Consider the following 22,156-nt stretch of genomic DNA (forward strand, 5'->3'; position numbering starts at 1 on the left):
CCGCGCCGGCCCGCCGGCCGGGGAGACCAACCGCATCATGAGCATCGACATACTCGCCTTCGGTGAGCCGCTGGTCGAGTTCAACCAGCAGCCCGACCGGCCCGAGCACTATCTGCAGGGCTTCGGCGGCGATACCTCGAACTTCTGCATCGCCGCGGCGCGCCAGGGCGCCAGCACCGGCTACCTGAGCGCGGTGGGCGAAGACGGCTTCGGCGAACGCCTGCTGGCGTTGTGGACGCACGAAAGAGTCGACACGCGGCACGTGCGCATCGACCCGTCGGCGCCCACCGGTGTCTACTTCGTCAGCCACGACCATCGCGGCCACCACTTCGACTACCTGCGCGCCGGCTCGGCGGCCAGCCGCTACAGCCACGAGCACCTGCCGCTGCAGGCCATCGCCGAGGCGCGCTACCTGCACCTGTCCGGCATCAGCCTGGCGATCAGCACGAGCGCGTGCGATGCGGGGCTGGCGGCGATGGCCCATGCGCGCAAGGCCGGCGTCAAGGTCTCGCTCGACACCAATCTGCGCTTGCGGCTGTGGTCGCTGGGGCGCGCGCGCGGCATCATGCGCGAAGCCTTCACGCTTACCGACGTATGCCTGCCGAGCTGGGACGACATCACCGTGCTGACCGGCCTGGACGACCGCGATGCCGTCGTCGACTATCTGCTCGATTGCGGTATCGGCCTGGTCGCGCTCAAGCTGGGCGAGGAGGGGGCCTACGTGGCCACGCCCGAAGCGCGCGCGATGGTGGCGCCGCACCCCGTGCGCGCGCTCGACGCCACCGGTGCCGGCGACTGCTTCGGCGGCAGTTTCATCGCGCGCCTGGCGGCGGGCGACGATCCCTTCGCCGCGGCGCGCTACGCCAACGTGGCCGCGGCGCTATCGACCACCGGCTACGGCGCGGTGGCGCCCATTCCCTGCGCGCAGGCCGTGCTGGGGCGCCTGGGCAGCCCCGTGCCGCTGCCGCCTCAACCCCCTGTCTGACCCTTTCGGACTGTCATGACTGCCATGCAAGCCAATGCTTCCCCTTTGCTCCAGCGCCTGGACGGCGTTCCCGTCATTCCCGTGCTTGAATTCGCCTCGGTCGACGAGGCGCTCCATGTCTGCGAAGCGCTCGTGGCCGGCGGCCTGCCGGTGCTGGAAATCACGCTGCGCACGCCGGTGGCGCTGGACGCCATCCGCGCTGTGGCGGCAGCCTTGCCGCAAGCCTGCGTCGGCGCCGGCACGGTGCTGAACGCCGGCCAGCTGAAGGCCGTGCGCGAGGCCGGCGCGCAATTCGCGGTGTCGCCCGGCCTGACGCCGGCGCTGGCCGTCGCTGCGCAGGGCGAGGGCATCGCCCTGCTGCCCGGCGTGGCCACCGCCAGCGAGGCAATGGCCGCGCTGGAGGCCGGGTTCTCTTTCCTGAAGTTCTTCCCGGCAGAGGCGGCCGGCGGCGTGCCGATGCTCAAATCGCTGTATGGACCGTTCGGGCAGCTGCGCTTCTGCCCGACCGGCGGTATCAACGCCGCCAAGGCGCAGGACTACCTGGCGTTGCCGAATGTGGTCTGCGTGGGGGGCTCGTGGGTGGTGCCCAAGGACGCCGTGGCGGCGGGAGACTGGACGCGTATCCGCGCGCTGGCGCAACAGGCGGCGGCGTTGCGCTGAAGTACTGCAGTTCGCCGGGTGAGGGCCATGAAAAAGCCGGGCCAAGGCCCGGCTTGCATCCTGCATCGTGTGCGCCGGCGGGACCGCCCGCCGCACATGGTGTCATCGACCGTCAACCTTACTTGGAACGGTCGGCGGCGCTTTCCAGCTTCTGGCCGCCCTTCTGGATATCCTGCCCCAGGCCGGCCATGGTATTGCACCCCGCCAGCAGGGTCGCGAACAGCACGCACCAGATCCATCCTTTCTTCACGCCAGGCTCCTTTTCATTTGCGATTTATGGCTTGGTAGTAATTTTACCGTCGCCGCGAGGCGTATTGGCGGATGAATGTGCCAATTTGTAACTGCGCAAACGATGGGCTCGACAAGCCGGGCGGCGTGTGCCAGCCAGGAGCGCAGCGCCTCCGCGCTGGCACCTGCTGCGGCAGCCAGGGCGCCTCAGCCAGTCGTCTCCAGTTCCTGCTCAGGCGGGAGCCGCGTGGCGAGCACCTTGTCGATGCGCTTGCCGTCCATGTCGACGATCTCGAAGCGCCAACCGCCCCATTCGACGCTGTCCGTAGTCTGGGGCAGCCTGCCGAGCAGCAGCAGCAGCATGCCGGACAGCGTGTGGTAGCGCTCCTTGTCCTCCTCGGGGACATGGCGCAGCGCGAGCCGGTCCTTCATTTCGGGGATCGGGATCAGGCCGTCCAGCAGCCAGGAGCCGTCCTCGCGCTGTACCGCCCATTCTTCGTCAGCGCTCTCGGGCTTGAACTCGCCCGTGATGGCCTCGACCAGGTCCTGCAGGGTGACCAGGCCAAGCACCTCGCCGTACTCGTCGATGACGAAGGCCGTCTGGCCACCCGAGGAGCGGAAATTCTCCAGCAGTTCCATGCCGGTCACGCTCTCGGGCACGAACACCGCCGGCTGCAGCACCGCCGTCAGGTCGGCCGGCTCGCCGCGCAGGCGGCGCGCCAGCAACTGACGCGCGCTGACCACGCCGAGCAGGTCGTGCATGCCGCCGCGCACCACCGGGAAGCGCGAGTGGTCGGATTCCTCGATGCGCCGCAGGTTCTCTTCCAGCGGCACCTCGACGTCCAGGCAGACCACGTCGCCGCGCGGCACCATCAGTGAGGTCAGCTGGCGGTCATCGAGGCGGAACACATTGCGTACCATGGTGTGTTCCTGCTGTTCGATCACGCCGGCTTCGGAGCCCTCGACCAGCAGCGCGTGGATTTCTTCTTCGGTGACAGCCGGGCCGCGCGCACTCTGCGCACCAAGCACGCGCAGCATCAGCCGGGTGGAGCCGGACAGCAGGCGTACCAGCGGCGTCGAGGCGGTGGCCAGCCAGGAGATGGGGCGCGAGACAACGCGCGCGATGGCCTCGGGCGCGAGCTGGCCGAGGCGCTTGGGCACGAGTTCGCCCAGGACGATGGAAAAATAGGTCAGGCCCGCCACCACGATGGCGGTGGCCACGTAGCCCGCGGTGGGGGCGTGCAGGCCCAGTCCCTGCAGCCATACGCCGAATGGCTGCGCCAGCGTGGACTCGCCGACCACACCGTTGAGCACGCCGATGGACGTGATGCCGATCTGCACGGTGGAAAGGAAGCGGGTGGGATCCTCGCCCAGCTTGACCGCCGCGATCGCGCCCCGGTCGCCGTCTTCGATGTGGCGCTGGAGGCGCGCCTTGCGCGCCGTCACCAGCGCGATTTCGGACATGGCGAACAAGCCGTTGATCAGAATCAGCGCCAGTAATATGGCAATTTCCATCAGGGTGCACGCCCTTTGCGCGCGGGGGTGAAAAACGTCAAGGATACCATTCGCGCATGTCAGCCCGTGGTCATCTACGGGCTTGTCCTATGATTGCCGAGAGGGAATCTGCGGAGGATGCGTCCATGGAACGTCGCTTCGAGTATGGCGGATACGCGGTGCTGGCGCAGGCCGTGCCGGCCGATAACGGTTACCTGGGCCTGGTGGTGATCGCCGATGCCTTCGGCGAAGCGGCAAGCGTGCCTTACTACCGGGAGGAGGTCGGCATCGCGCCGACGGCCGAGGCGGCGGTGGCCATGGCCGAGGCCGCCGCCATGCGCACCATCGATGCCGGTGAGGTGGATTGAACGCCGCTCGTGGGCGGAATGCAGGCGAATGCAGGCGGCGCGGCAGCGGGGCGTGCGCGCCGTGCTGAATGGCGATGATTAACTGGCAGGCAATGGAAAATTCCTGGGCGCATTATCTGGCGCGGGCTGTTAATCCAATCGCCCAGCACTCGATCTATCACTCGACTGGAATTCCCTCAGACGGCCGTCTTGATTCCGACCCACTCGGCGCCCCGCGACCGCCGATGGCCCGCGATTCTCAATCTGACCGGGAAAGGAGGGCGGCATGGCCATCGAAGAGTACAGGGGGTACATCGTTCGCGGGCATGCCAGGCCGTTGGCCGATGGGTCATTCGAAGCGCAAGGCGGAGTTGAGCGGGGCGGCTCGCTGATAGAGGGCTCGGAACCGCTCGGCTACTATCCGACCTTCGAGGCAGCGGTGGCCGCCGGAATTGCCTGGGCGAAGGCGTGGGTTGACGACCACCCGTGACAGAGGCTCACGCCGCACTTTGCACAAAGGGGCAGACTTTCGCCTGCGCGGGGCGACGGCTTGAGCTGCCCCTCGACGGACTTCGTCCGCTCGCCGATTGTTCTGGCGAGAAATCCCCCTTCGCCGGGTGGGAAGGGGGAATGCCAGCGAACGTGTCACATCCCCCGTGGTGCGACGGAATTACTTTAGGCGCGCGGTTCGCTGCTCTTCATCCGCCTATTGGAGGGGTATTTCCGGGGTTGGGAGGGCCAGCACGGTTTCTTTTCGGGAGATTAGAAGCAGGCCTGTTAAATTGATTTGCAACAGACTTCGCCTGAATCGCCACAACTACCTCGCAGGTAGTCGCGGTGCCGCATCCGGCGTGCTGTAATACCGCCATGGACACCCTGACCCCCGCTTCCGAGTCCGCCCTGGATTTCCCCGCGCTGCTGCGCTACTGGCGGGGCAGGCGCGGCTATAGCCAGCTGGCGCTGTCACAGGCGGCCGGCGTATCGCAACGCCATATTAGTTTCCTGGAATCGGGCCGGGCGCGGCCGAGCCGGGAGATGGTGCTGGCACTGGCCGAGCGGCTGGGCGTACCGCTGCGCCAGCGCAACCGCCTGCTGCTGGCCGGCGGCTTCGCGCCCGCCTACAGCGAGCAGGGGCTGGCCGCGCCGCCGGCGCGGATGGTGCAGCAGGCCATCGCCTTGATCCTGGCCAAGCAGGAACCCTATCCCGCCGTCGTGCTGGACCGTTTCTGGAACCTGGTCGATGCCAACCAGGCCTACCAACGCATGCTGGCGCTGCTGCTGGCGGGCAAGGCGCCGGCATCGCTGGAGCAGGGCGGCGGGCGCATCAACCTGATGCTGACGGTATTCGATCCGCGCGGCCTGTGGCAGTCGATTGAAAATGCGCGCCAGGTCGGGCGTTACCTGCTGCGCCGGGTCTGGCAGGAATTGCAGGTGCAGGCGCACGACCGCATGGCGCGCGAGATCTTCGCGCGGATCTCAGCCTGGCACCCAGATATGGTGGGACCGGGCGGCGCGCCGCTGTTCGAGGAAGACGGGGCCGACGGCCCGCCGCCGCCCGTGCTGCCCGTAGTGCTGTCGGCGCCCGGCCTCAAGGCCTCCCTGTTCTCGACGCTGACCACGCTGGGCATCCCGCAGGACGCCAGCCTGCAGGAGCTGCGGATCGAGTGTTTCTTCCCGACCGACGACGCCTCGCGCCAGGTCTTCGAGTCGCTGGCGGCGCAAGCGACGGCGAGCCGTGGCGGGCGCTGAATCCCGGTCTCGGCATGCGCCGGGGAGCGAGTCTCCCTGCGCGTTGCGGGCCATTGCTGCATGCCTGTGGCGCTGCCTGCCTCGCCCTGCAACATGCGCGCGCAGCGGCCCGCGCGGGGGGCCATACAGGCAGCCGGTGAAGCCTGTGCGACAATGCGGGCTGTTTTTTCCCGTCTTTATGAGGGCAAGCCCATGCTGTTTCACCGATTTCTCCGTGCCGCCGCGCTGCTCGCCGGCGGCGCTCTGTACATGGCGGCGCACGCGCAAGGCGTGAGCAATGCCGCCGCCACGCGCCCGGCTGCCGCTGCTGGCCTCTATCAATGCGAGAGCGCGAGCGGGGACACCGTATTCCGCTCCACGCCGCGCGAAGGGTGTGCTCTGCTTTCGGCCCCGGATCCCGCTGCGCCCGATCCGCAGCGCTGGCTGCCCCTGATGGGCGCCAATGGCGTGATCACCTATTTCGATACCACCTCGGTTCGCCGCCGTGACAGCCAGGTCGGCGTCGTACTGATGCGCAATGCGCCGTCCGGCGGCGTGATCCGCACGACCGCCGGCGAGCCGATTGCTTCGTCGCTCAAGCGCATGGTGCTCGACTGCTCCACATCGACCTACGCGGTCGTCGATCAGACCCTGTACCCCAAGCGCTATGCGCGCGGCGAGGCGCTTTACAGCATTCGCGCGCCGGAGTCCCGCGCCCCTCAGGCTGCCGCCAGCGGCACCATCGCGGGCGACCTGATGAATCGGCTTTGCCATTGATCTGGTCATTCACTGATCCAGTCATTCACTGCTACCGATCGTCCCGGATCGCCGCCCGTGGCGCCCGGGACGCATGCCATTTCCGCCGGCCGCCCGGTCTGCGGGCACGCATCGAAGGGTGCCCGCAGGCAGCCGCTGGCCGTATGTGCCGAGGCAAGCGCAGTGTGCTCGCGGACAGTCATCGGCAAGGGTGACGCATCGCCCGCAAAGCCTTACGGGAAGCGGCGATCGGGCAACCCTGTAGCAAAAAGTTGCAAACGTTTCTGGCACGAAACGTGACTTCTAAGACTCCGCTTGCTAAGGTATTTCTTGCGCATTGCAGCAAGAAAAAGCCTCGCTCGTCAGGCTTGCCGCCATCGACGAAGGAGGGGCTTCCCCACGCGGCTGGCGCGTCTCTTGCAACATCGTTTCCGCAGTCCGCTTCGTTTCAAGCCATCACACCGGCATTCATCACACCGGCATTCATGTCAGATACTTTTGCGCTGCCCAGCAGGATCGCAGCGGTCTTCCGTTCCACATCCGTGCGCGTCCTGCGCCGGAAGCGCAGCCTTTCCGCCCTTGCCGCCCTGTTGCTGGGGATGGTGGCGGCGACGGCCCATGCCTTCGACTTCGATACGGTCGCGGCGCGTGCGCGCCAGCTGGCCAGCACGCCCTACAAGCAGGCATCGTCGAACGTGCCGCGCGAGTTGCGCGAGCTGTCCTTCGAGCGTTACCACGAGATCCAGTTCAAGCCCGAGCGTTCGCCCTGGCGCAACAACCGCTCGTCGTTCGACCTGTCGTTCTTCCATGAAGGCATGGTGTTCGATCGGCCGGTCCGGATCAACGAGGTGGTGAGCGGCAATGTGCGCGAGATCAAGTTCGATCCGGCGGCGTTCAACTACGGCCCGCACAAGATCGACCCCGCACAGGCGAAGAAGCTCGGTTTCGCCGGCTTCCGCGTGCTGTACCCGATCAACCAGGCCAAGCGCAAGGACGAAGTGCTGTCCTTCCTCGGTGCGAGCTATTTCCGCGCCCTCGGCAAGGACCAGTGGTATGGCATGTCGGCGCGCGGGCTGGCAGTGGACACCGCGCTCAACTCGGGGGAGGAGTTTCCCCATTTCGTCGAGTTCTGGATCGAGCGTCCCGCACCCGGCGACAAGCAGCTCACCATCTACGCACTGATGGACTCTCGCCGCGTGAGCGGCGCCTACCGCTTTATCGTCAAGCCGGGCGAGGAGACCGCGATGGACGTCAAGGCGCGGCTGTTCCTGCGTGAGAACGTGACCAAGCTGGGCCTGGCGCCGTTGACGAGCATGTACCTGTTCGGCGAGAACCAACCTTCGACGTCGCCGGATTTCCGGCCCGAGGTGCACGATTCGGATGGCCTGTCGGTCCAGCTCGGCACCGGCGAATGGATCTGGCGCCCGCTGGTCAATCCCAAGCGGCTGATGGTCACGTCCTTCGCGGCCACCAATCCGCAGGGCTTCGGCCTGATGCAGCGCGACCGAAATTTCAGCAGCTACCAGGAGATCGGCTCCTGGTACGAGCGGCGCCCGAGCGCCTGGGTGGAGCCCAAGGGCGACTGGGGATCGGGCCGGGTGGAACTGGTGCAGATCCCCACGCCCGACGAGACCAACGACAACATCGTGGCCTTCTGGGTGCCCGACAATCCGCCCAAGCCCAAGCAGCCCTTCGACTTCGAGTACCGGCTGCTGTGGCAGAAGGGTAGCGAGCGTACGCCGCCGCTGTCCTGGGTCACGCAGACGCGGCGCGGCCAGGGCCTGACGCGCAAGGCCGACGACAACAGCTTTTCCTTGCAGGTCGATTTCGAAGGACCCATCTTCAAGAAGCTGCCACCCGATGCGCACGTCGACGCCGTGATTTCGGCCGACGGCAACGGGGAGGTGCTCAAGCGTGTCACGCAGCGCAACGACGCTACCGGCGGCTACCGCATGACCCTTGTGCTGCGGCGCAAGGATGAAGGCAAGCCGGTGGAACTGCGCGGCTACCTCCGTAATGGCAACACAACCCTATCCGAGACGTGGAGCTACATCTTACCCCCAGAGTGAAGCGAGGCCAGGCGGCGGCGTGCGAACGCTATGTCGAACGCCTGCCGGCCTCGCCAGAGCAGCGCCAGGCGCTGCTCGACGACGCCACGCGCGCCGGTGGTGGCGATGCGCAGGCGACCATGCATGCGCTGCAGGCCAGGCTGGCTGCGGCCGGGACGGCCCCGGCACCTGAATCCCCCAATGGCAGTGAGCCGGACGATGCCTACGCCTCGGTCGGACAGCGCTTCACCATGGCCTATGGCGCCGGTGCCAAGCGCGGCGCCCATCCGCAACTGGAGCGGCGCGGCGACGGCACCGTGCACGTGGACACCGGCCCGCGCCCGCAGCGCGCCTCGATGGTGCCCAAGCCCTGGCCGCCGCATGTGTTCGGTCATTGGCTGCGCAATGTCGGCCGCCGGCTGACGGGCCGCTCGCCCGTCCCCGCGGTCTGGGACACACTGCACGATGGCCCGGACGCGCTGGGCACCTGGCATCCGGCCGGCTCGCATCGGCGCTGGGTGCTGCTGGCGCTGGTGGTGGCACAGACCGTGCTGGCCACCTACTTCATGGCGCATGTGCTGCCTTATCACGGACGGGACCCGCTCGAGGTCGCCATCCTGTCGCTGTTCACGATTCTGTTTGCCTGGGTCTCGGCCGGTTTCTGGACGGCGATGATGGGCTTCCTGGTGCTGGCCAAGGGCGGCGACCGCCATCTGATCTCGCGCAGTGCCGCCGCTGCGGGCCCGATCGCTGCCGACGCCCGCACGGCAGTGATCATGCCGATCTGCAATGAGGACGTCACGCGCGTGTTCGCCGGCTTGCGCGCCACCTACGAATCGCTCGGGCGCACGGGCGAACTGGACAACTTCGATTTCTTCGTTCTTTCGGACAGCGGCAATCCGGACCTGCGCGTGGCCGAAACCGATGCCTGGATGGAAACCTGCCGCGCAGTCGGCGGCTTCGGGCGCATCTTCTATCGCTGGCGCCGGCACCGCGTCAAGCGCAAGACTGGCAACGTGGCGGACTTCTGCCGCCGCTGGGGCAGCAAGTATCGCTATATGGTGGTGCTCGATGCCGACAGCGTGATGAGCGGCGACTGCCTGGCCACGCTGGTGCGGCTGATGGAAGCCAACCCGGGTGCCGGCATCATCCAGACCGCGCCGCAGGCGGTAGGCCGCGAGACCATGTACGCGCGCGTGCAGCAGTTCGCGACGCGCGTGTATGGTCCCTTGTTCACGGCGGGGCTGCACTACTGGCAGCTGGGTGAATCTCACTACTGGGGCCATAACGCCATCATCCGCGTCAAGCCCTTCATGGAGCATTGCGCACTGGCGCCGCTGCCGGGCAAGGGGCCGCTGGCTGGCGAGATCCTGTCGCACGATTTCGTCGAGGCCGCACTGATGCGCCGCGCGGGCTGGGGCGTGTGGATCGCCTACGACCTGGCCGGTTCCTACGAGGAACTGCCGCCCAACCTGCTCGACGAACTCAAGCGCGACCGGCGCTGGTGCCAGGGCAACCTGATGAATTTCCGCCTGTGGATGAAACAGGGCTTCCATGCCGTGCACCGCGCGGTGTTCCTGACGGGCATGATGGCCTATGCCTCGGCGCCGCTGTGGCTGTTGTTCCTGTTGTTGTCCACGGCGCTGCTCGCCAAGCATGAGCTGGTGCCGCCCGAGTATTTCACCCAGCCTTACCAGCTGTTCCCGATCTGGCCGGAGTGGCATCCGGAAAAGGCCCTGGCGTTGTTCTCCGCGACGGCGACCCTGCTGTTCCTGCCCAAGTTGGCCAGTGTCTTTCTGCTGATGCGCCAGGCGCAGGGCTATGGTGGACGCATGGCGCTGCTGGCAAGCATGGTGATGGAGGTGGTGCTGTCGGCGCTGCTGGCGCCGGTGCGCATGCTGTTCCATACCAAGTTCGTGGTGGCCGCCTATAGCGGCTGGGGTATCACCTGGAAATCGCCCCCGCGCGAGGACGCGCAGACCAGCTGGGGCGAGGCTGCGCGCCGCCATGGCTGGCACACGCTGCTGGGCCTGGGCTGGGGGGCGCTGGTGTTCCGGCTCAACCCCTCCTTCATCTGGTGGCTGCTGCCCATTGTCGGTTCGCTGGCCCTGTCGATTCCGCTTTCGGTGTTCCTGTCGCGCGTTTCATTGGGCCGTGCCCTGCGCCGTGCGAATCTCTTCGTCATTCCGGAAGAGGTCAGCGTGCCGCGCGAGATGCAAGACACGCAGCGCTACGTCGAAACGGCGCATGCCGGCCCCGATTTCGTCGACGCGGTGGTCGACCCGGTGACCAACGCGCTGATGTGTGCCACCGGCACGGCGCGTCCGATCCAGCCCGAGGCCGCGCATGCACGGTATGAAGACTTGCTGCAGCAGGCGCTGACTAGCGGTCCGGCGGCACTGACGCCTGCGCAGAAGCTGCTGCTGCTGGGCAACCCGCTTGCGCTGGCGCGCCTGCATGCGCTGGTCTGGGGTTCGCCGCTGGCGCACGAAAGCTGGAAGCGCACGCGCGCCGTGGCGCAGCGCGTGGCCGACAACGTCGTACCGCTGCGTCCGCTTGCCGCACTGGCCTGAACTCAGGGGAGAGCGCCACATGGCGGCGCGGCGCGCATCGCGTGACCAGGCCGCCGGCCCCGGGAGGGGCCTTCGGCGCCCGCGCCGCATAGGCGCCGGACCTTCAGCACCGGACCTTCAGCGCTGGGTCGTCGCGCAGATCGGCGCGTTGATATAGACGTCGCCCACGCGGCGTTCGCCCCGTTCGTTGCGCGTCATATAGCGGAACATCATGCTGATGCCCAGCTTGGTCAGGATTTCCACATCCCGGTTTGCACAGATATTACGCTGCAGTGGCGCGGCGTAGTTCACTTCGAAGCTGGCGAGATCCAGCATCGGGCCGCGGTAGTTGACCAGCTCGAGCTGGAACAGCACATGCTTGCCCGGCACGGTCTGGCAGCGGCGCAAGCGGGTTTCCGTATCGATATCGATCGGCAATGCATCGTTGAGCTGACGGCAGGCGCGGGCCAGCACGCTGTCCGGGCGATTGGTGTTGCGCAGCAGTTCAGGGATGCCAGCCGCCCCCGTGTTCTGTCCCGTTGCCGCCCCCTTGAGCATGCGTGCCAGCGGTTCGGCCTCGTCCGGCGCAGCCGCAGCGGGCGGCTGGGCAGGCTGGGCCTGGGCTCTTGATGCGGCGGGTGCCGCCGCAGCAGGCGGCGTCCATGGCAGCAGCGCCAGCGAAGCGGCCTGGCCGAGCAGAGCGAGGAGCGGCGTTAGTCGTGTTCTCATGCAGAAAAACGTTGCCCGGACCAGGCCATGGCCGGCAACCGCTGGCCATGCTTGTCTGGCCTGCGGTCGTCGGCCGCAGCCTCGTCGACAGGCCGCATTGTACCCTTCCCCCCGGCTGCCGTGAAAGCCGCACCACACATGGAATCGGCGCAAGCGGAGCGGGGCCGTGCAGCGTATGGCGGGAGGCCGCCGCGGCATGGCCCTCGCGCGGGCAGCAGCGGCGCGCGGGCCGACTTCGTTATGCTGTGCAACAATTGCGGCTTCGCGCCCCGGCGGGCGAGTCCGCGCCGCCAGGGTAAAGGCATTCCGGGAACCCTCAAACGCTCATGACGTCATCCGCAAGCGCGCAGCAGTCCTCGCGCTTTCCGCTTTGGCTGCTGGTCTGCGCCTCGCTCACGGCGCTCGGCCCCCTGTCCATCGATATGTACCTGCCGAGCTTCCCGGCGCTGTCCGCCGACCTCGGTGTCGACATCGGCCGGGTGCAGCTCACCCTCGGCACCTTCCTCGTGGGCCTGGCCCTCGGCCAGGCCTTCTATGGGCCGATCAGCGACCGCTTTGGCCGCAAGCCGCCGCTGTACGCCGGGCTGGGCCTCTATGCGCTGGCCGCGGCCGGCTGCGCCCTTGCACGCGATGTCGAGGCGTTGATGTTGTTCCGCTTCCTGCAGGCGCTCGGCGGTTGCGCCGGCATGGTGGTGGCGCGCGCGGTGGTTCGTGATCGCCTGTCCGCGCACGAATCGGCGCGCGCCTTTTCTTCGCTGATGCTGGTCATGGGACTGGCGCCGATCCTGGCACCGATTCTCGGCGGCTTCGTCCTGCAGACGCTCGGATGGCGCGCCATCTTCTGGGTGCTGGTCGCCGCCAGCCTGTCCATCCTGCTGCTGGTGCATCTGCGCATGGAGGAGTCGCTGGATCCGGCGCGTGCCGTGCCGTTGCGGCTAGGCCATGTACTTGCCAGCTACGGCGAACTGCTGCGCGATCGCGAGTTTCTTGGCTATTCGCTGGCGGCCGGCTTTGCGCAGGCAGGCATGTTTGCCTATATCGCCGGTTCGCCCTTCGTGCTGATCGAGCTGCACGGCATCGCACCCTCGCATTATGGTTTCATCTTCGGCGCCAACGCCTTCGGGCTGATCGCGATGTCGCAGTTCAACGCGCGGCTGGTGCGCCGTCATGCGCTGGACAGGGTGTTGCGCGGTGCCCTGTGCGTGCCCTGCGTGGCGGGGCTGGGGCTGGCCGCCGCCGGCCTGGCGGGCTGGGCCACGCTGCCGGTCCTGCTGGGTGGCTTCTTCCTGTTCATCGCGGCACTGGGTTGCGTCCTGCCCAATGCCTCCGCCCTGTCGCTGGCGCACCAGGGGCATCGCGCCGGCACCGCCTCCGCACTGATGGGCACGCTGCAGTTCTCGCTGGGCACGCTGGCCGGCGCCGCCGTCAGCCTGTGGCATGAGGGCAGCGCGCTGCCGCTGGCAGCCGTGATGGGTGTGTGCGGGGTCGGCGCCGTGGCGATGCGCGCCTACGGCAGCAGCGGGGTGTCGCGGGGTTGACGCACCGGAACGACGCGGCGAGGGCCGCCCCCCGCGCCCTTCAGGCCGCGTGCGCGGTTGCGCCAGCGGCGCCGGCCGCGCCGTTCTGCACCACCACCATCTGCGCGGGCATCGGGGCGGCGAATCCGGCCTGGCCGAAGGTTTCGCGAATCACGCGGTTGGTGTCGAAATAGACCTGCCAGTAGTGATCGTTGTTGCAGTAGGGCCGCACCGCCAGCACCGGGCCCACCAGCGTGAATTCCAGGATTTCCACGTCCACGGCCGGCTTGTCCAGCACATTGGGAATGGCGCCGATGCGCTCCTTGAGCAGGATGGCCGCGGCCGCCGGATCGGTGCTGCCGGCAAGCTGGGCCTTCAGCTCGACTCTGCGATAGGGGTTGGCGGTGAAGTTCTGGATGGTGTCGGAGAAGATCTTGTTGTTGCCGACCACGGTGAGCACATTGTCGGGGGCGTCGAGCACGGTCGAGAACAGGCCGATCTCCTTGACGGTGCCTGTGATCCCGGCCACCGTGACGAAGTCGCCCACCTTGAAAGGACGCAGCACGATCAGGAAGGCGCCCGCCGCGAAGTTCGCCATCAGGCCGGACCAGGCCATGCCGATGGCCACGCCGGCCGCCGCGATCAGGGCGGCGAAGGTGGTGGTCTGGATGCCGAAATAGCCGAGGATGCCGATCACCAGCACCACGTTCAGCGTGATGGTGACGATGGAGCCGACGTAGCGCAGCAGCGTCGGATCGACCTTCTGCCTGGACAGCGAGCCCTGGACCATGCGGACGACAAAATGGATCAGCCAGCGGCCGATGATCCAGAAGGCGAGGGCGGCGAGAATCTTGACGCCGAATTCGGTAGCGTAGGTGGTGACCGTTTCCTGGAACTTCGTCAGCGTTGCGGTTTCCATTTGCTTGTTCTCCCGGCTGGCTCGACAGAGGTCGATCGCGGATCGACGGATCGTTGCCCGCGGCGGCGGTGCCACCGCACGGGCAAAAATCATTATTGCGCTGCCAAAATCAGAAGTTCAAGCAAACAATGGTGAAGCGTCTGAACGGGTCTACCAGCTTGGTCTCGCGTTCGGCGGTGGCCGAGATGCGGTGCAGGGAGAGGTCGGCGCCGTTGAATTCCGCCTCGGGATCCAGGCGGATGCCGACCACTTTCTTCAGCGTGCCGTAGACCACGGTGCCGCCGACCAACGCCACCACGATGCCCAGCACCGTGCCGATCGATTGGGCGCCCAGGGAAACCCCGCCGAGGCCGCCCAGCGCGTGGCTGCCGAAGATGCCTGCGGCGATGCCGCCCCAGGCCCCGCACAAACCGTGCAAGGGCCATACGCCGAGCACATCGTCGATATGCCATTTGTTCTGGGCGAGCGTGAACACGTGGACGAACAGCACGCCCGCGACAGCGCCGGTGGCCAGTGCGCCGAGCGGGTGCATCAGGTCCGAGCCCGCGCAGACCGCGACCAGGCCGGCCAGCGGGCCGTTGTAGGCAAAGCCCGGGTCGTTGCGCCCAGCCCACCAGGCCGCGAGGGTGCCGCCAACCATGGCCATCAGGGAGTTGATGGCTACCAGCCCGCTGATCTTGTCAATGGTCTGCGCGCTCATCACGTTGAAGCCGAACCAGCCCACCGCCAGCACCCAGGCGCCCAGCGCGAGAAACGGGATGTTCGAGGGGGGATGCGCGCTGATGCGGCCATCTTTCTGATAGCGGCCGCGCCGCGCGCCAAGCAGCAGCACGGCGGGCAGGGCGATCCAGCCGCCCACCGCATGGACCACGACGGAGCCGGCGAAATCGTGGAAGGGCGCGCCGGTCAGCGAGGTGATCCAGTCCTGGACGCCGAAGCGGTGATTCCAGGCAATGCCCTCGAAAAAGGGGTAGATGAAGCCGACCAGCACGAATGTCGCCATCAATTGGGGATTGAAACGCGAGCGCTCGGCGATGCCGCCCGAGATAATCGCCGGAATGGCCGCGGCAAAGGTGGCAAGGAAGAAGAATTTCACCAGTTCATGGCCGTTCCGCTGTGCCAGTACATCGGCGCCGGCCATGAAATTCACGCCATAGGCCACCGTATAGCCAATGAAGAAATAGGCAATGGTGGAGACCGCGAAATCCACCAGGATTTTGACCAGCGCATTGACTTGATTCTTCTTGCGCACGGTGCCCAGTTCGAGAAATGCAAAACCGGCGTGCATGGCGAGCACCATGATCGCGCCGAGCAGGATGAACAGGGCGTCGGTGCCGCTCTTCAAGTTGTCCATGAAACCCTCGTGCTCAAAATAGGCGCATGGGTATGCAAAAAGCGTTCCAAGATGGGGCTGGATGCGCAGCGTCATGGTGCGTGCGCACTGTTCTGGTGGGGGGGCGTGGCGGATTTCGGCTGGCATCAGGCCAATATCAGGCCCTTGGGCGGCGCCGCCACTGCGCGGGCGAGGCGCCGGCGGGCAACTTGTCGCGCCGGCGTGTGCACCGATGCGGGGCGATGCGCCAGAAGGAGGCGGCAGGGCCTGCCGTCGTGATCGGATTCGGTGCAATGCACCACATTGGTGTGCCGGCGGGCTCGGCCGGGCAGGGACCGATGGCGAGGCAGCGGGTTCGGGGAATGCCGGCGATTACAGTTGTTTACATTGGAGGGGTTGGGAGGACCCGTCTGCATGCCCGTCAAATCCCCCGCAAGGCCTGTCGGCGAAGGATTTGCGGGTTTTTTCGTTGCGTCGGTGCCACTGGGGATTGCTCTGAGCGCGAAGGGCAGATTAGACTGCGCCGATCGGTGATCCGCCGCCTGGCGGGGGAGTAGCCGGTCAAGACGACCAACAAGGGAAATCAGCCATGAATAAAGGTGAACTGGTATCTGCCATCGCCGCGGACGCGGAACTGAGCAATGCTGCCGCAGAACGCGCGCTGAATGCGGCGCTGGACAATATCAAGAAAGCCGTCTCCAAGGGTGACTCGGTGACGCTGGTGGGCTTCGGCAGCTTCAGTCTCGGGCAAGCGCGCCGCGCGTACCGGCCGCAACCCGCGCACCGGCGAGACCATCAAGATTCCGGCTGCGAAGACCGTCAAGTTCGCCGCAGGCCAAGGTTTCAAGGACGCCGTGAACAAGAAGAAGTAAGTCGTCCGAGGTAGGTGCTTCGCGACTGAGCGGCCTTCGGGGCCGCTTTTTATTTGATGGCGCGCATCGCCGCGTCGCCGTGTCATAGCCGGGAAAGGGTTCCGCGGTAAACTGCCCGCACCGGCCACGCCCGCGGGGCGCCGGCCTTTCCTTGGTACCAGGTTGCATCATGAACGAACTCCCCCACCAGCTTTCCATGACCGTGCTGATGACGCCGGACATGGCCAACTTCTCCGGCAATGTGCACGGAGGCACGATCCTGAAGTATCTGGACATGGTGGCCTACGCCTGCGCCAGCCGCTACGCCGGGCGCTACGTGGTGACACTGTCGGTGGACCAGGTCACCTTCCGCCAGCCTATCCACGTGGGCGAGCTGGTGACCTTTCTCGCCGCGGTCAATTACACCGGGCGCAGCTCGATGGAAATCGGCATCAAGGTGGTGACCGAGAACATCCGCAGCAAGCTGGTGCGCCATACCAATAGCTGCTATTTCACCATGGTGGCCGTCGACGACGAGGGCAAGCCGGCCGAGGTGCCGCCGCTGGAGCCGCGTGACAACGTGGAGCGCGAGCGCTTCGCCGCCGCGCAGCAGCGCCGGGCACTGCGCCAGGAGATGGAGACGCGCCAGCATCAGATCAAGGGTTCGGCGAGCTGAGGACGGGGGAAGGCGATGCGCATCACCATAACCGCGCTGGCGGCCTGCTGCCTGCTCCAGGCTGCCGCGGCGCATGCCGAGGAGATCGGCAGCGTCAGTACCAATTTCCGCATGACGGGCTCCGACAAGGTCGTGATCGAAGCCTATGACGACCCCCAGGTGGACGGTATCACCTGCTACGTGTCACGCGCGCGTACCGGCGGCATCAAGGGCTCGCTCGGCATGGCCGAAGATCCGCCCGAGGCGTCGATCGCCTGCCGGCAGGTGGGGCCGATCGCGTTCAAGGGGCCGCTGCGGCAGCAGGACAATGTCTTCTCGGAACGCATGTCCATGCTGTTCAAGACCCTGCACGTGATCCGTGCGGTGGACCGCAAGCGCAATACCCTGGTCTACCTGACCTATTCCGACCGCATCGTCAGCGGCAGTCCGCAGAACAGCGTGACCGCCGTGCCGGTCGTCGCCTCGACGCCGATCCCGGTCAAGTGACGGCCCCCCGAGCGCGGATCGCCAAGCACAAAGCCATTGCTATGGCCTCGCGCATGGCGCGCGAGGTGCCCCAGGCCAACGGCGAGATCGCGCCCGAGCCTTAGCGCCCTGCCAGTGGCGGCGCCAGCGCGGCGGCCTCGGCCTGGCAGTCCTGGGTGGGCGGCAGTCCGCGCGCGCGCTCCTCGGCCAGTTCCCTGCGTGCCGCTGCCATGTCGGCCTGGAATACCGGGTCGGCGTGCAGCCGTGCCACGGTGGCCGCGCCCATCATGCGGCCTTCGTTGGCATCGCTCTGCCAGTGGACGTTGCAGACCAGGCGGCTGTCGCCGTAGGCGCGGCCCCGCGCGAGCAGGGCATCGGCGCGGTCCGGCGCGAGCTCGGCCAGCACCAGCGCCCACGCCCAGCCGATCGCGTTGTGGCCCGACGGGTAGGAACCGTCCTTGGCGAGCTTGGCCTCTTCCTGCGGCGTGCAGCTCGGCTGCCGGTTGGCGACGAAGGGCCGCGTGCGCTGGTAGCGGTCTTTCGCGCCGTAGGTGGACAGGCCGGCGTCGGCCAGTGTGCGGCGCATCAGGGTGTAGAGGTGGGGGGTGCCCTGTTCGCTGATCGGGGCGCCGAGCGCGCAGCTGAAGGCGCCGGCTGCCTGCGGAAAGTTGAGCACGGCGTCTCCCGCGGCGAGCTGCCAGCGCGCGCTGTCGCGCAGCGCGGCGTTGCGGCGGGCCACCTCGTCGTCCAGTGCCTGCGCGGCGGAGCCGGGCGCGGGCGGTGGCGGGACCAGCGCGAGGCTGTCGGGCCGGTCCTTGGCCTGCAGGTAGCCGGCAAGGATGCCGGGCCGGATCTCCGGCACTTGCCCGATCGGGCTGCCGCCAGGCGTCGCGCAGCCGGCCAGCGCCATGGCGGCAAGGGCCGCGAGGGCGCCGGGCATGCTGCGTCGCCTGGGCGATGCGGCTCGTCGGAATGCTTGCATGGGCCTGTCCTCCTGTTGATTTCCTGCACCCTGCCGCATTCGGGGCGTTGCTGTCTCGGCGGCCTCAGGCCGGCGGAGCGAACATCGCGCGCAGCGTGGACTTCAGGATCTTGCCATTGGCATTGCGCGGCAGCATATCGGGACAAAACAGGATACGCACCGGCACCTTGAACGCCGCCAGTTGCTCGCGCAGGTAATCCTGCAGCTCCGCTTCGCTCAGGCTTGCGCCCGCCTTCAGGCTTACCACGGCACCGGGTTCCTCGCCCAGCGTCTTGTGCGCGATGCCGACCACGGCCGCGTCCATGATCGCCGGGTGGGAATACAGCGCGCTCTCCACCTCGATGCAGTAGATGTTCTCGCCGCCACGGATCAGCATGTCCTTCATGCGGTCGACGATGTAGAGGTAGCCTTCCTCATCCAGGCGCGCGATATCGCCGGTCCTGAGCCAGCCGTCGATGAAGGTCTGCGCGGTGGCCTCGGGCTTGTTCCAGTAGCCGCGCACGACGTTGGCGCCGCGCACCCACAGTTCGCCCGTCTGGCCGGGCGGCAGCGCCTTGCCCATCTCGTCGACGATCTTCATCTCGCCGATCGGCAGCGCGGGCCCCGCGCTTTCCGGGCGGTGCACATACTCCTCTGCGCTATGGCTGGTGAAGGTGGCCGAGGTTTCCGTCATGCCCCAGCCGATGCCCGGCGCCGAGGCGGGGAAGACTTCCTTGATGCGTCTGACCAGTTCTGCCGACGCCGGCGCGCCGCCGTAGCTGACGGCTTCCAGCGAGGACAGGTCGAAGCGATTCCGCTCCGGGTGCTCGATGATCTGCCACGCGATGGTGGGCACGCCGCCCGCCGAGGTGCAGCGCTCGCGCTCGATCAGTTCCATCGCGCGCACCGCGTCCCAGCGGTGCATCAGCACGATCTTGCCGCCATTGGCGATGGTGCCGTTGAGCACGGACATGCAGCCGGTCACATGGAAGAAGGGGACCGACAGCAATGACCCCTTCTGCCGCGCGTTCGGATCCGGCGCAGGAATCGGCTCCCCGCGGCGCAGGAAATTGCGCATCGGGCTGAGCGTCCCGGCCATTGCCACCACGCTGGCATTGCGATGCGTGCCGATGGCTCCCTTGGGTTTGCCGGTGGTGCCGGATGTATAGAAGATGGTGGCGTCGTCATCGGGCACCAGCGCGACGTCGGGCAGGGCCTTCTCCGGCAGGGCGCGCCAGTCCGAGGACGGGCCGAGCAGGGCCTCCAGCGCGACCAGCTGCACGCCGGCAGGTACCGGGGGCAGGGCGCCGGCACTGCGCGAGACGTAGATCTTTTCCAGTGCAGGGCACGCGCCCAGATGCGGTGCGATGCGCTCCAGCCGCTCGGCATCGACGATGGCGGCGCGGCAGCCGGAATCGGCCAGCCCGTACTCCAGCTCGGGGCCGGTCCACCAAGCATTGAGCGGCGTGACGATGGCACCGGCGAGCAGCGCGCCGTAGAAGGCCACCGGCCACTCCGGCAGGTTGCGCATGGCCAGGGCCACGCGGTCACCCTTGCGCACGCCGTCGCGCACCAGGGCGTCGGCCACGGTCAGCGCGGCACGCGCGAACGCTTCATAGGAGACGCGCTCATCCTCATAGACGACGAACATCTTGTCGCCATGGCGGCGTCCGAGCAGGAACAGTTCGCGCAGCGTCGGCGGCGCGTTCTTCCAGGTGGTGGTGGGGATACCGCGGATAACGACCGTCTCGGTCTCGAACGGGGAGCCGGGCGCCGTCAGGCGCGCGTGCGCCTCGGCCAGGCTGACGACCGGCCAGGAGCCGGCCGGCGAAGGGCTAGTCATGACTACCTCCCTGTCTGCAGGCAGGTTGGGGGACGGGCGCCCCGGGGCGCTGGCCCGGGGCGCCGGGACAGCGCTGCGGGACTGCCCGGATGTCAGATCAGATGGTCACGCCACCGTCGACGACCAGGGCCTGCCCGGTCATGAAGGTGCTGGCGGCCGAGGCCAGGTAGCAGGCCGCGCCGGCGATCTCGATCGGCTCGCCGATGCGGCGCAGCGGCGCGCCCTGCGTCGACTGCTTGTAGCGCTCCGGGTCTTCCCACAGCGCGCGGGCGAAGTCGGTCTTGATCAGGCCCGGCGCGATGCAGTTCACGCGCACATTGTGCGGCCCGAACTCGACCGCCAGGTTGCGCGCGAGCTGGAAGTCGGCGGCCTTGGAGACGTTGTACACGCCGATGGTGGGCGAGCCGCGCAGGCCGCCGATCGAAGACACGATGATGATGGAGCCTTCCTTGCGCTCGATCATCTGCGGCGCCACCATCTGGATCAGCCAGTGGTTGGAAATCACGTTGTTGTCCAGCACCTTGCGGAACTGCTCGTCGCTGACGCCGGACATCGGGCCATAGTAGGGATTGGAGGCCGCGTTGCAGACCAGCACGTCGATCTTGCCGAAGACACGGTTGGTCTCGTCGACCAGGCGCTGCAGGTCTTCCTTGGACGAAATGTTGGCGGGCACGACGATGGCGGTACCGGCCCCGTGGCGCGCGTTGATCGCATCGCACACTTCCTGGCAGGCCTCTGCCTTGCGCGAGGAAATGACGACCTTGGCGCCCTGCACGGCCATCTGCTCGGCAATGGCACGGCCGATGCCGCGCGAGGAGCCGGTGACGATGGCAACTTTGCCCGTCAGATCAAACAATGACATGGTGTCTCCTGATGATGCGCCCCCGGCCTTGGCGGGCGGCGCTCTTTTGCGTTGCGTCGCTTGCGATGCGTCGGCGGCCTGGCCGCGCCTTGCGGACCGGGCGCTGACTTACCGACCGGTACATTATGTGTGAGGCCGCGCAGCGCAGTCCACAGGCAAAACCCCACGGCAGCAGGCATATCAGCATTCTTTCTGCCGGCAATGCGCGCGGTGCATGATGGCGCCTGCACTGCAAAACGCAGGGCTTTCCGCGTCCCTTTCCAGCCTGCGCCGCCGGATGCGATGCGGCAAGCCTAGGTGGCGCGGACTTCGGCAAGCATCGCAGGAAGCGCTTGCGCGAGCGCTTCCTGCGTGGCGGGATCCAGCGCCAGGCCGAAACGCGACGCCAGCGCCTCCAGCACCTGCGGCGCGCCGTCCAGCCGCTCGCGGCGCACGCTGCCGTCGGCCTCGCGCGCGGCGAAGTCGCCGTTGGCGAGCGTGAGCCGCGTGCTGCCCACCGAGCGGGCCACCATCAGCCGGCGCAGGAAGATGCTGTCGGGGTGGGTCGACACATACCAGCTGCGCGGCTCGAAATCGATCCAGTGCTGCGGCTGCAGGTCGAAGCGGTAGACCTTGAGCCAGCCGCTTGGGCTCCCCGCTTCCAGATCGAAGGCGGCGTAGGCGCCGGTGCCAGCGGCCGGTGGCACCGGTGCCAGGCGATAGGGTTGGCTGTCGTCGGGCGCGCCGTCCAGGGCCAGCGCGCGGCCAGGCGTCGGCCCGCCGAAGCCCACATCGACGATATAGCTGCGGTGTGCCGCCTCCACCCGCAGCAGCATGTGCGACTGCGTGGTCAGCACGTCCTCCGGCACCTGCCAGCGTACCCGCGCGGCCAGCGGCGTCACGCGGTAGCCCAGCGCTGCCAGCGCGCCCGCCAGCAGGGTGTTGAGCTCGAAACAGTAGCCGCCGCGCCCGCGCGTGACGAGCTTGTCGAAGACCGAGGCGAGGTCGATGCTGACCGTGCGGCGCAGCAGCGGATCGACGTTCTCGAACGGGATGCGGGCGAGCTGCGCGGCAATCAGCGAGTCGAGCGCGGCGCGGTCGGGCGCGGCGGGCATGGCCGCGCCGATGTGCGAAAGATAGGCGGACAGGCGATCGGGGTCGAGTGTCATTATGGTCGGGGGCGGGTGGCCCGGCGCGATGCGGCCGGGTGCGGTTCGGGTATG

General features: G+C 67.5%; 20 protein-coding genes and 1 pseudogene. 12 read left to right on the forward strand and 9 right to left on the reverse strand.

What is annotated here, in order from left to right; translation table 11 throughout:
• Window positions 1-37: 37 nt before the first annotated feature.
• Window positions 38-985, forward strand: a complete 948-nt coding sequence (locus AC1Z3O_RS25290) for a sugar kinase (protein WP_483518638.1) — start codon at window positions 38-40, stop codon at window positions 983-985.
• Between the two features lie 24 nt (window positions 986-1,009).
• On the forward strand, window positions 1,010-1,645 hold the full coding sequence (locus AC1Z3O_RS25295) for a bifunctional 4-hydroxy-2-oxoglutarate aldolase/2-dehydro-3-deoxy-phosphogluconate aldolase (protein ID WP_483521980.1): 636 nt from the start codon (window positions 1,010-1,012) through the stop codon (window positions 1,643-1,645).
• A 118-nt stretch (window positions 1,646-1,763) separates the two neighbouring features.
• On the opposite strand, the gene AC1Z3O_RS25300 is transcribed toward AC1Z3O_RS25295, so the two are convergent.
• The gene (locus tag AC1Z3O_RS25300; RefSeq protein ID WP_483518640.1) at window positions 1,764-1,895 is read right to left on the reverse strand and encodes an entericidin A/B family lipoprotein; all 132 of its coding nucleotides are present in this window, start codon (window positions 1,893-1,895) and stop codon (window positions 1,764-1,766) included.
• A gap of 185 nt (window positions 1,896-2,080) precedes the next feature.
• Entirely contained in the window at window positions 2,081-3,388 is a 1,308-nt protein-coding gene (locus AC1Z3O_RS25305) for a hemolysin family protein (protein WP_483518642.1), read from the reverse strand.
• A gap of 125 nt (window positions 3,389-3,513) precedes the next feature.
• Between AC1Z3O_RS25305 and AC1Z3O_RS25310 the strand changes: the two genes are divergently transcribed.
• The 6 genes from AC1Z3O_RS25310 to mdoH all read left to right on the forward strand — a co-directional run bounded on the left by AC1Z3O_RS25310 (window position 3,514) and on the right by mdoH (window position 10,819).
• A complete protein-coding gene (locus tag AC1Z3O_RS25310; RefSeq protein ID WP_483518644.1) occupies window positions 3,514-3,735 on the forward strand; it encodes a hypothetical protein in 222 nt (73 codons plus the stop codon).
• 265 nt (window positions 3,736-4,000) lie between these two features.
• Window positions 4,001-4,204 (forward strand): hypothetical protein, encoded by a 204-nt coding sequence (locus AC1Z3O_RS25315; RefSeq protein ID WP_483518646.1) that lies wholly within the window; start codon window positions 4,001-4,003, stop codon window positions 4,202-4,204.
• A gap of 377 nt (window positions 4,205-4,581) precedes the next feature.
• Window positions 4,582-5,463 (forward strand): helix-turn-helix domain-containing protein, encoded by an 882-nt coding sequence (locus AC1Z3O_RS25320; protein ID WP_483518648.1) that lies wholly within the window; start codon window positions 4,582-4,584, stop codon window positions 5,461-5,463.
• 192 nt (window positions 5,464-5,655) lie between these two features.
• On the forward strand, window positions 5,656-6,219 hold the full coding sequence (locus tag AC1Z3O_RS25325; RefSeq protein WP_483521982.1) for a surface-adhesin E family protein: 564 nt from the start codon (window positions 5,656-5,658) through the stop codon (window positions 6,217-6,219).
• A 578-nt stretch (window positions 6,220-6,797) separates the two neighbouring features.
• Window positions 6,798-8,267, forward strand: a complete 1,470-nt coding sequence (locus tag AC1Z3O_RS25330; RefSeq protein WP_483521984.1) for a glucan biosynthesis protein G — start codon at window positions 6,798-6,800, stop codon at window positions 8,265-8,267.
• Window positions 8,240-10,819 carry a glucans biosynthesis glucosyltransferase MdoH gene (gene mdoH, locus AC1Z3O_RS25335; RefSeq protein WP_483518650.1) on the forward strand — a complete coding sequence of 860 codons (2,580 nt, stop codon included), beginning with the start codon at window positions 8,240-8,242 and terminating at the stop codon, window positions 10,817-10,819. The genes AC1Z3O_RS25330 and mdoH overlap by 28 nt, the downstream gene beginning before the upstream one ends.
• Before the next feature lie 117 nt (window positions 10,820-10,936).
• Here the strand turns inward: mdoH and AC1Z3O_RS25340 are convergent, their stop codons facing one another.
• Complete coding sequence (locus tag AC1Z3O_RS25340) at window positions 10,937-11,527, reverse strand: hypothetical protein (RefSeq protein ID WP_483518652.1); 591 nt, start codon at window positions 11,525-11,527, stop codon at window positions 10,937-10,939.
• Window positions 11,528-11,853: 326 nt separating this feature from the next.
• On the opposite strand from AC1Z3O_RS25340, the gene AC1Z3O_RS25345 reads away from it, so the two are divergent.
• On the forward strand, window positions 11,854-13,065 hold the full coding sequence (locus AC1Z3O_RS25345) for a Bcr/CflA family multidrug efflux MFS transporter (protein WP_483518654.1): 1,212 nt from the start codon (window positions 11,854-11,856) through the stop codon (window positions 13,063-13,065).
• A gap of 40 nt (window positions 13,066-13,105) precedes the next feature.
• On the opposite strand, the gene AC1Z3O_RS25350 is transcribed toward AC1Z3O_RS25345, so the two are convergent.
• Window positions 13,106-13,963, reverse strand: a complete 858-nt coding sequence (locus AC1Z3O_RS25350) for a mechanosensitive ion channel family protein (protein ID WP_483518656.1) — start codon at window positions 13,961-13,963, stop codon at window positions 13,106-13,108.
• 109 nt (window positions 13,964-14,072) lie between these two features.
• Window positions 14,073-15,317 carry an ammonium transporter gene (locus AC1Z3O_RS25355; protein ID WP_483518658.1) on the reverse strand — a complete coding sequence of 415 codons (1,245 nt, stop codon included), beginning with the start codon at window positions 15,315-15,317 and terminating at the stop codon, window positions 14,073-14,075.
• 568 nt (window positions 15,318-15,885) lie between these two features.
• On the opposite strand from AC1Z3O_RS25355, the pseudogene AC1Z3O_RS25360 reads away from it, so the two are divergent.
• The 3 genes and pseudogenes from AC1Z3O_RS25360 (at window position 15,886) to AC1Z3O_RS25370 (ending at window position 17,309) form a co-directional block, all read left to right on the forward strand.
• Window positions 15,886-16,168, forward strand: a pseudogene (locus tag AC1Z3O_RS25360) (HU family DNA-binding protein).
• Window positions 16,169-16,337: 169 nt separating this feature from the next.
• Window positions 16,338-16,823 carry an acyl-CoA thioesterase gene (locus AC1Z3O_RS25365; protein ID WP_483518660.1) on the forward strand — a complete coding sequence of 162 codons (486 nt, stop codon included), beginning with the start codon at window positions 16,338-16,340 and terminating at the stop codon, window positions 16,821-16,823.
• 15 nt (window positions 16,824-16,838) lie between these two features.
• Window positions 16,839-17,309, forward strand: coding sequence for a CreA family protein (locus AC1Z3O_RS25370; RefSeq protein ID WP_483518662.1), 471 nt, complete (start codon window positions 16,839-16,841; stop codon window positions 17,307-17,309).
• Between the two features lie 100 nt (window positions 17,310-17,409).
• Here AC1Z3O_RS25370 and AC1Z3O_RS25375 read toward each other — a convergent pair whose 3' ends face one another.
• The 4 genes from AC1Z3O_RS25375 to AC1Z3O_RS25390 form a co-directional block, all read right to left on the reverse strand.
• Complete coding sequence (locus tag AC1Z3O_RS25375; RefSeq protein WP_483518664.1) at window positions 17,410-18,228, reverse strand: acid phosphatase; 819 nt, start codon at window positions 18,226-18,228, stop codon at window positions 17,410-17,412.
• A gap of 106 nt (window positions 18,229-18,334) precedes the next feature.
• A complete protein-coding gene (locus AC1Z3O_RS25380; RefSeq protein ID WP_483518666.1) occupies window positions 18,335-20,092 on the reverse strand; it encodes a class I adenylate-forming enzyme family protein in 1,758 nt (585 codons plus the stop codon).
• Between the two features lie 97 nt (window positions 20,093-20,189).
• Complete coding sequence (locus tag AC1Z3O_RS25385) at window positions 20,190-20,954, reverse strand: SDR family oxidoreductase (RefSeq protein ID WP_483518668.1); 765 nt, start codon at window positions 20,952-20,954, stop codon at window positions 20,190-20,192.
• 293 nt (window positions 20,955-21,247) lie between these two features.
• A complete protein-coding gene (locus tag AC1Z3O_RS25390; RefSeq protein WP_483521986.1) occupies window positions 21,248-22,105 on the reverse strand; it encodes an arylamine N-acetyltransferase family protein in 858 nt (285 codons plus the stop codon).
• Window positions 22,106-22,156: the final 51 nt, after the last annotated feature.

The organism is Cupriavidus sp. 09_S30 (genome assembly GCF_056930435.1).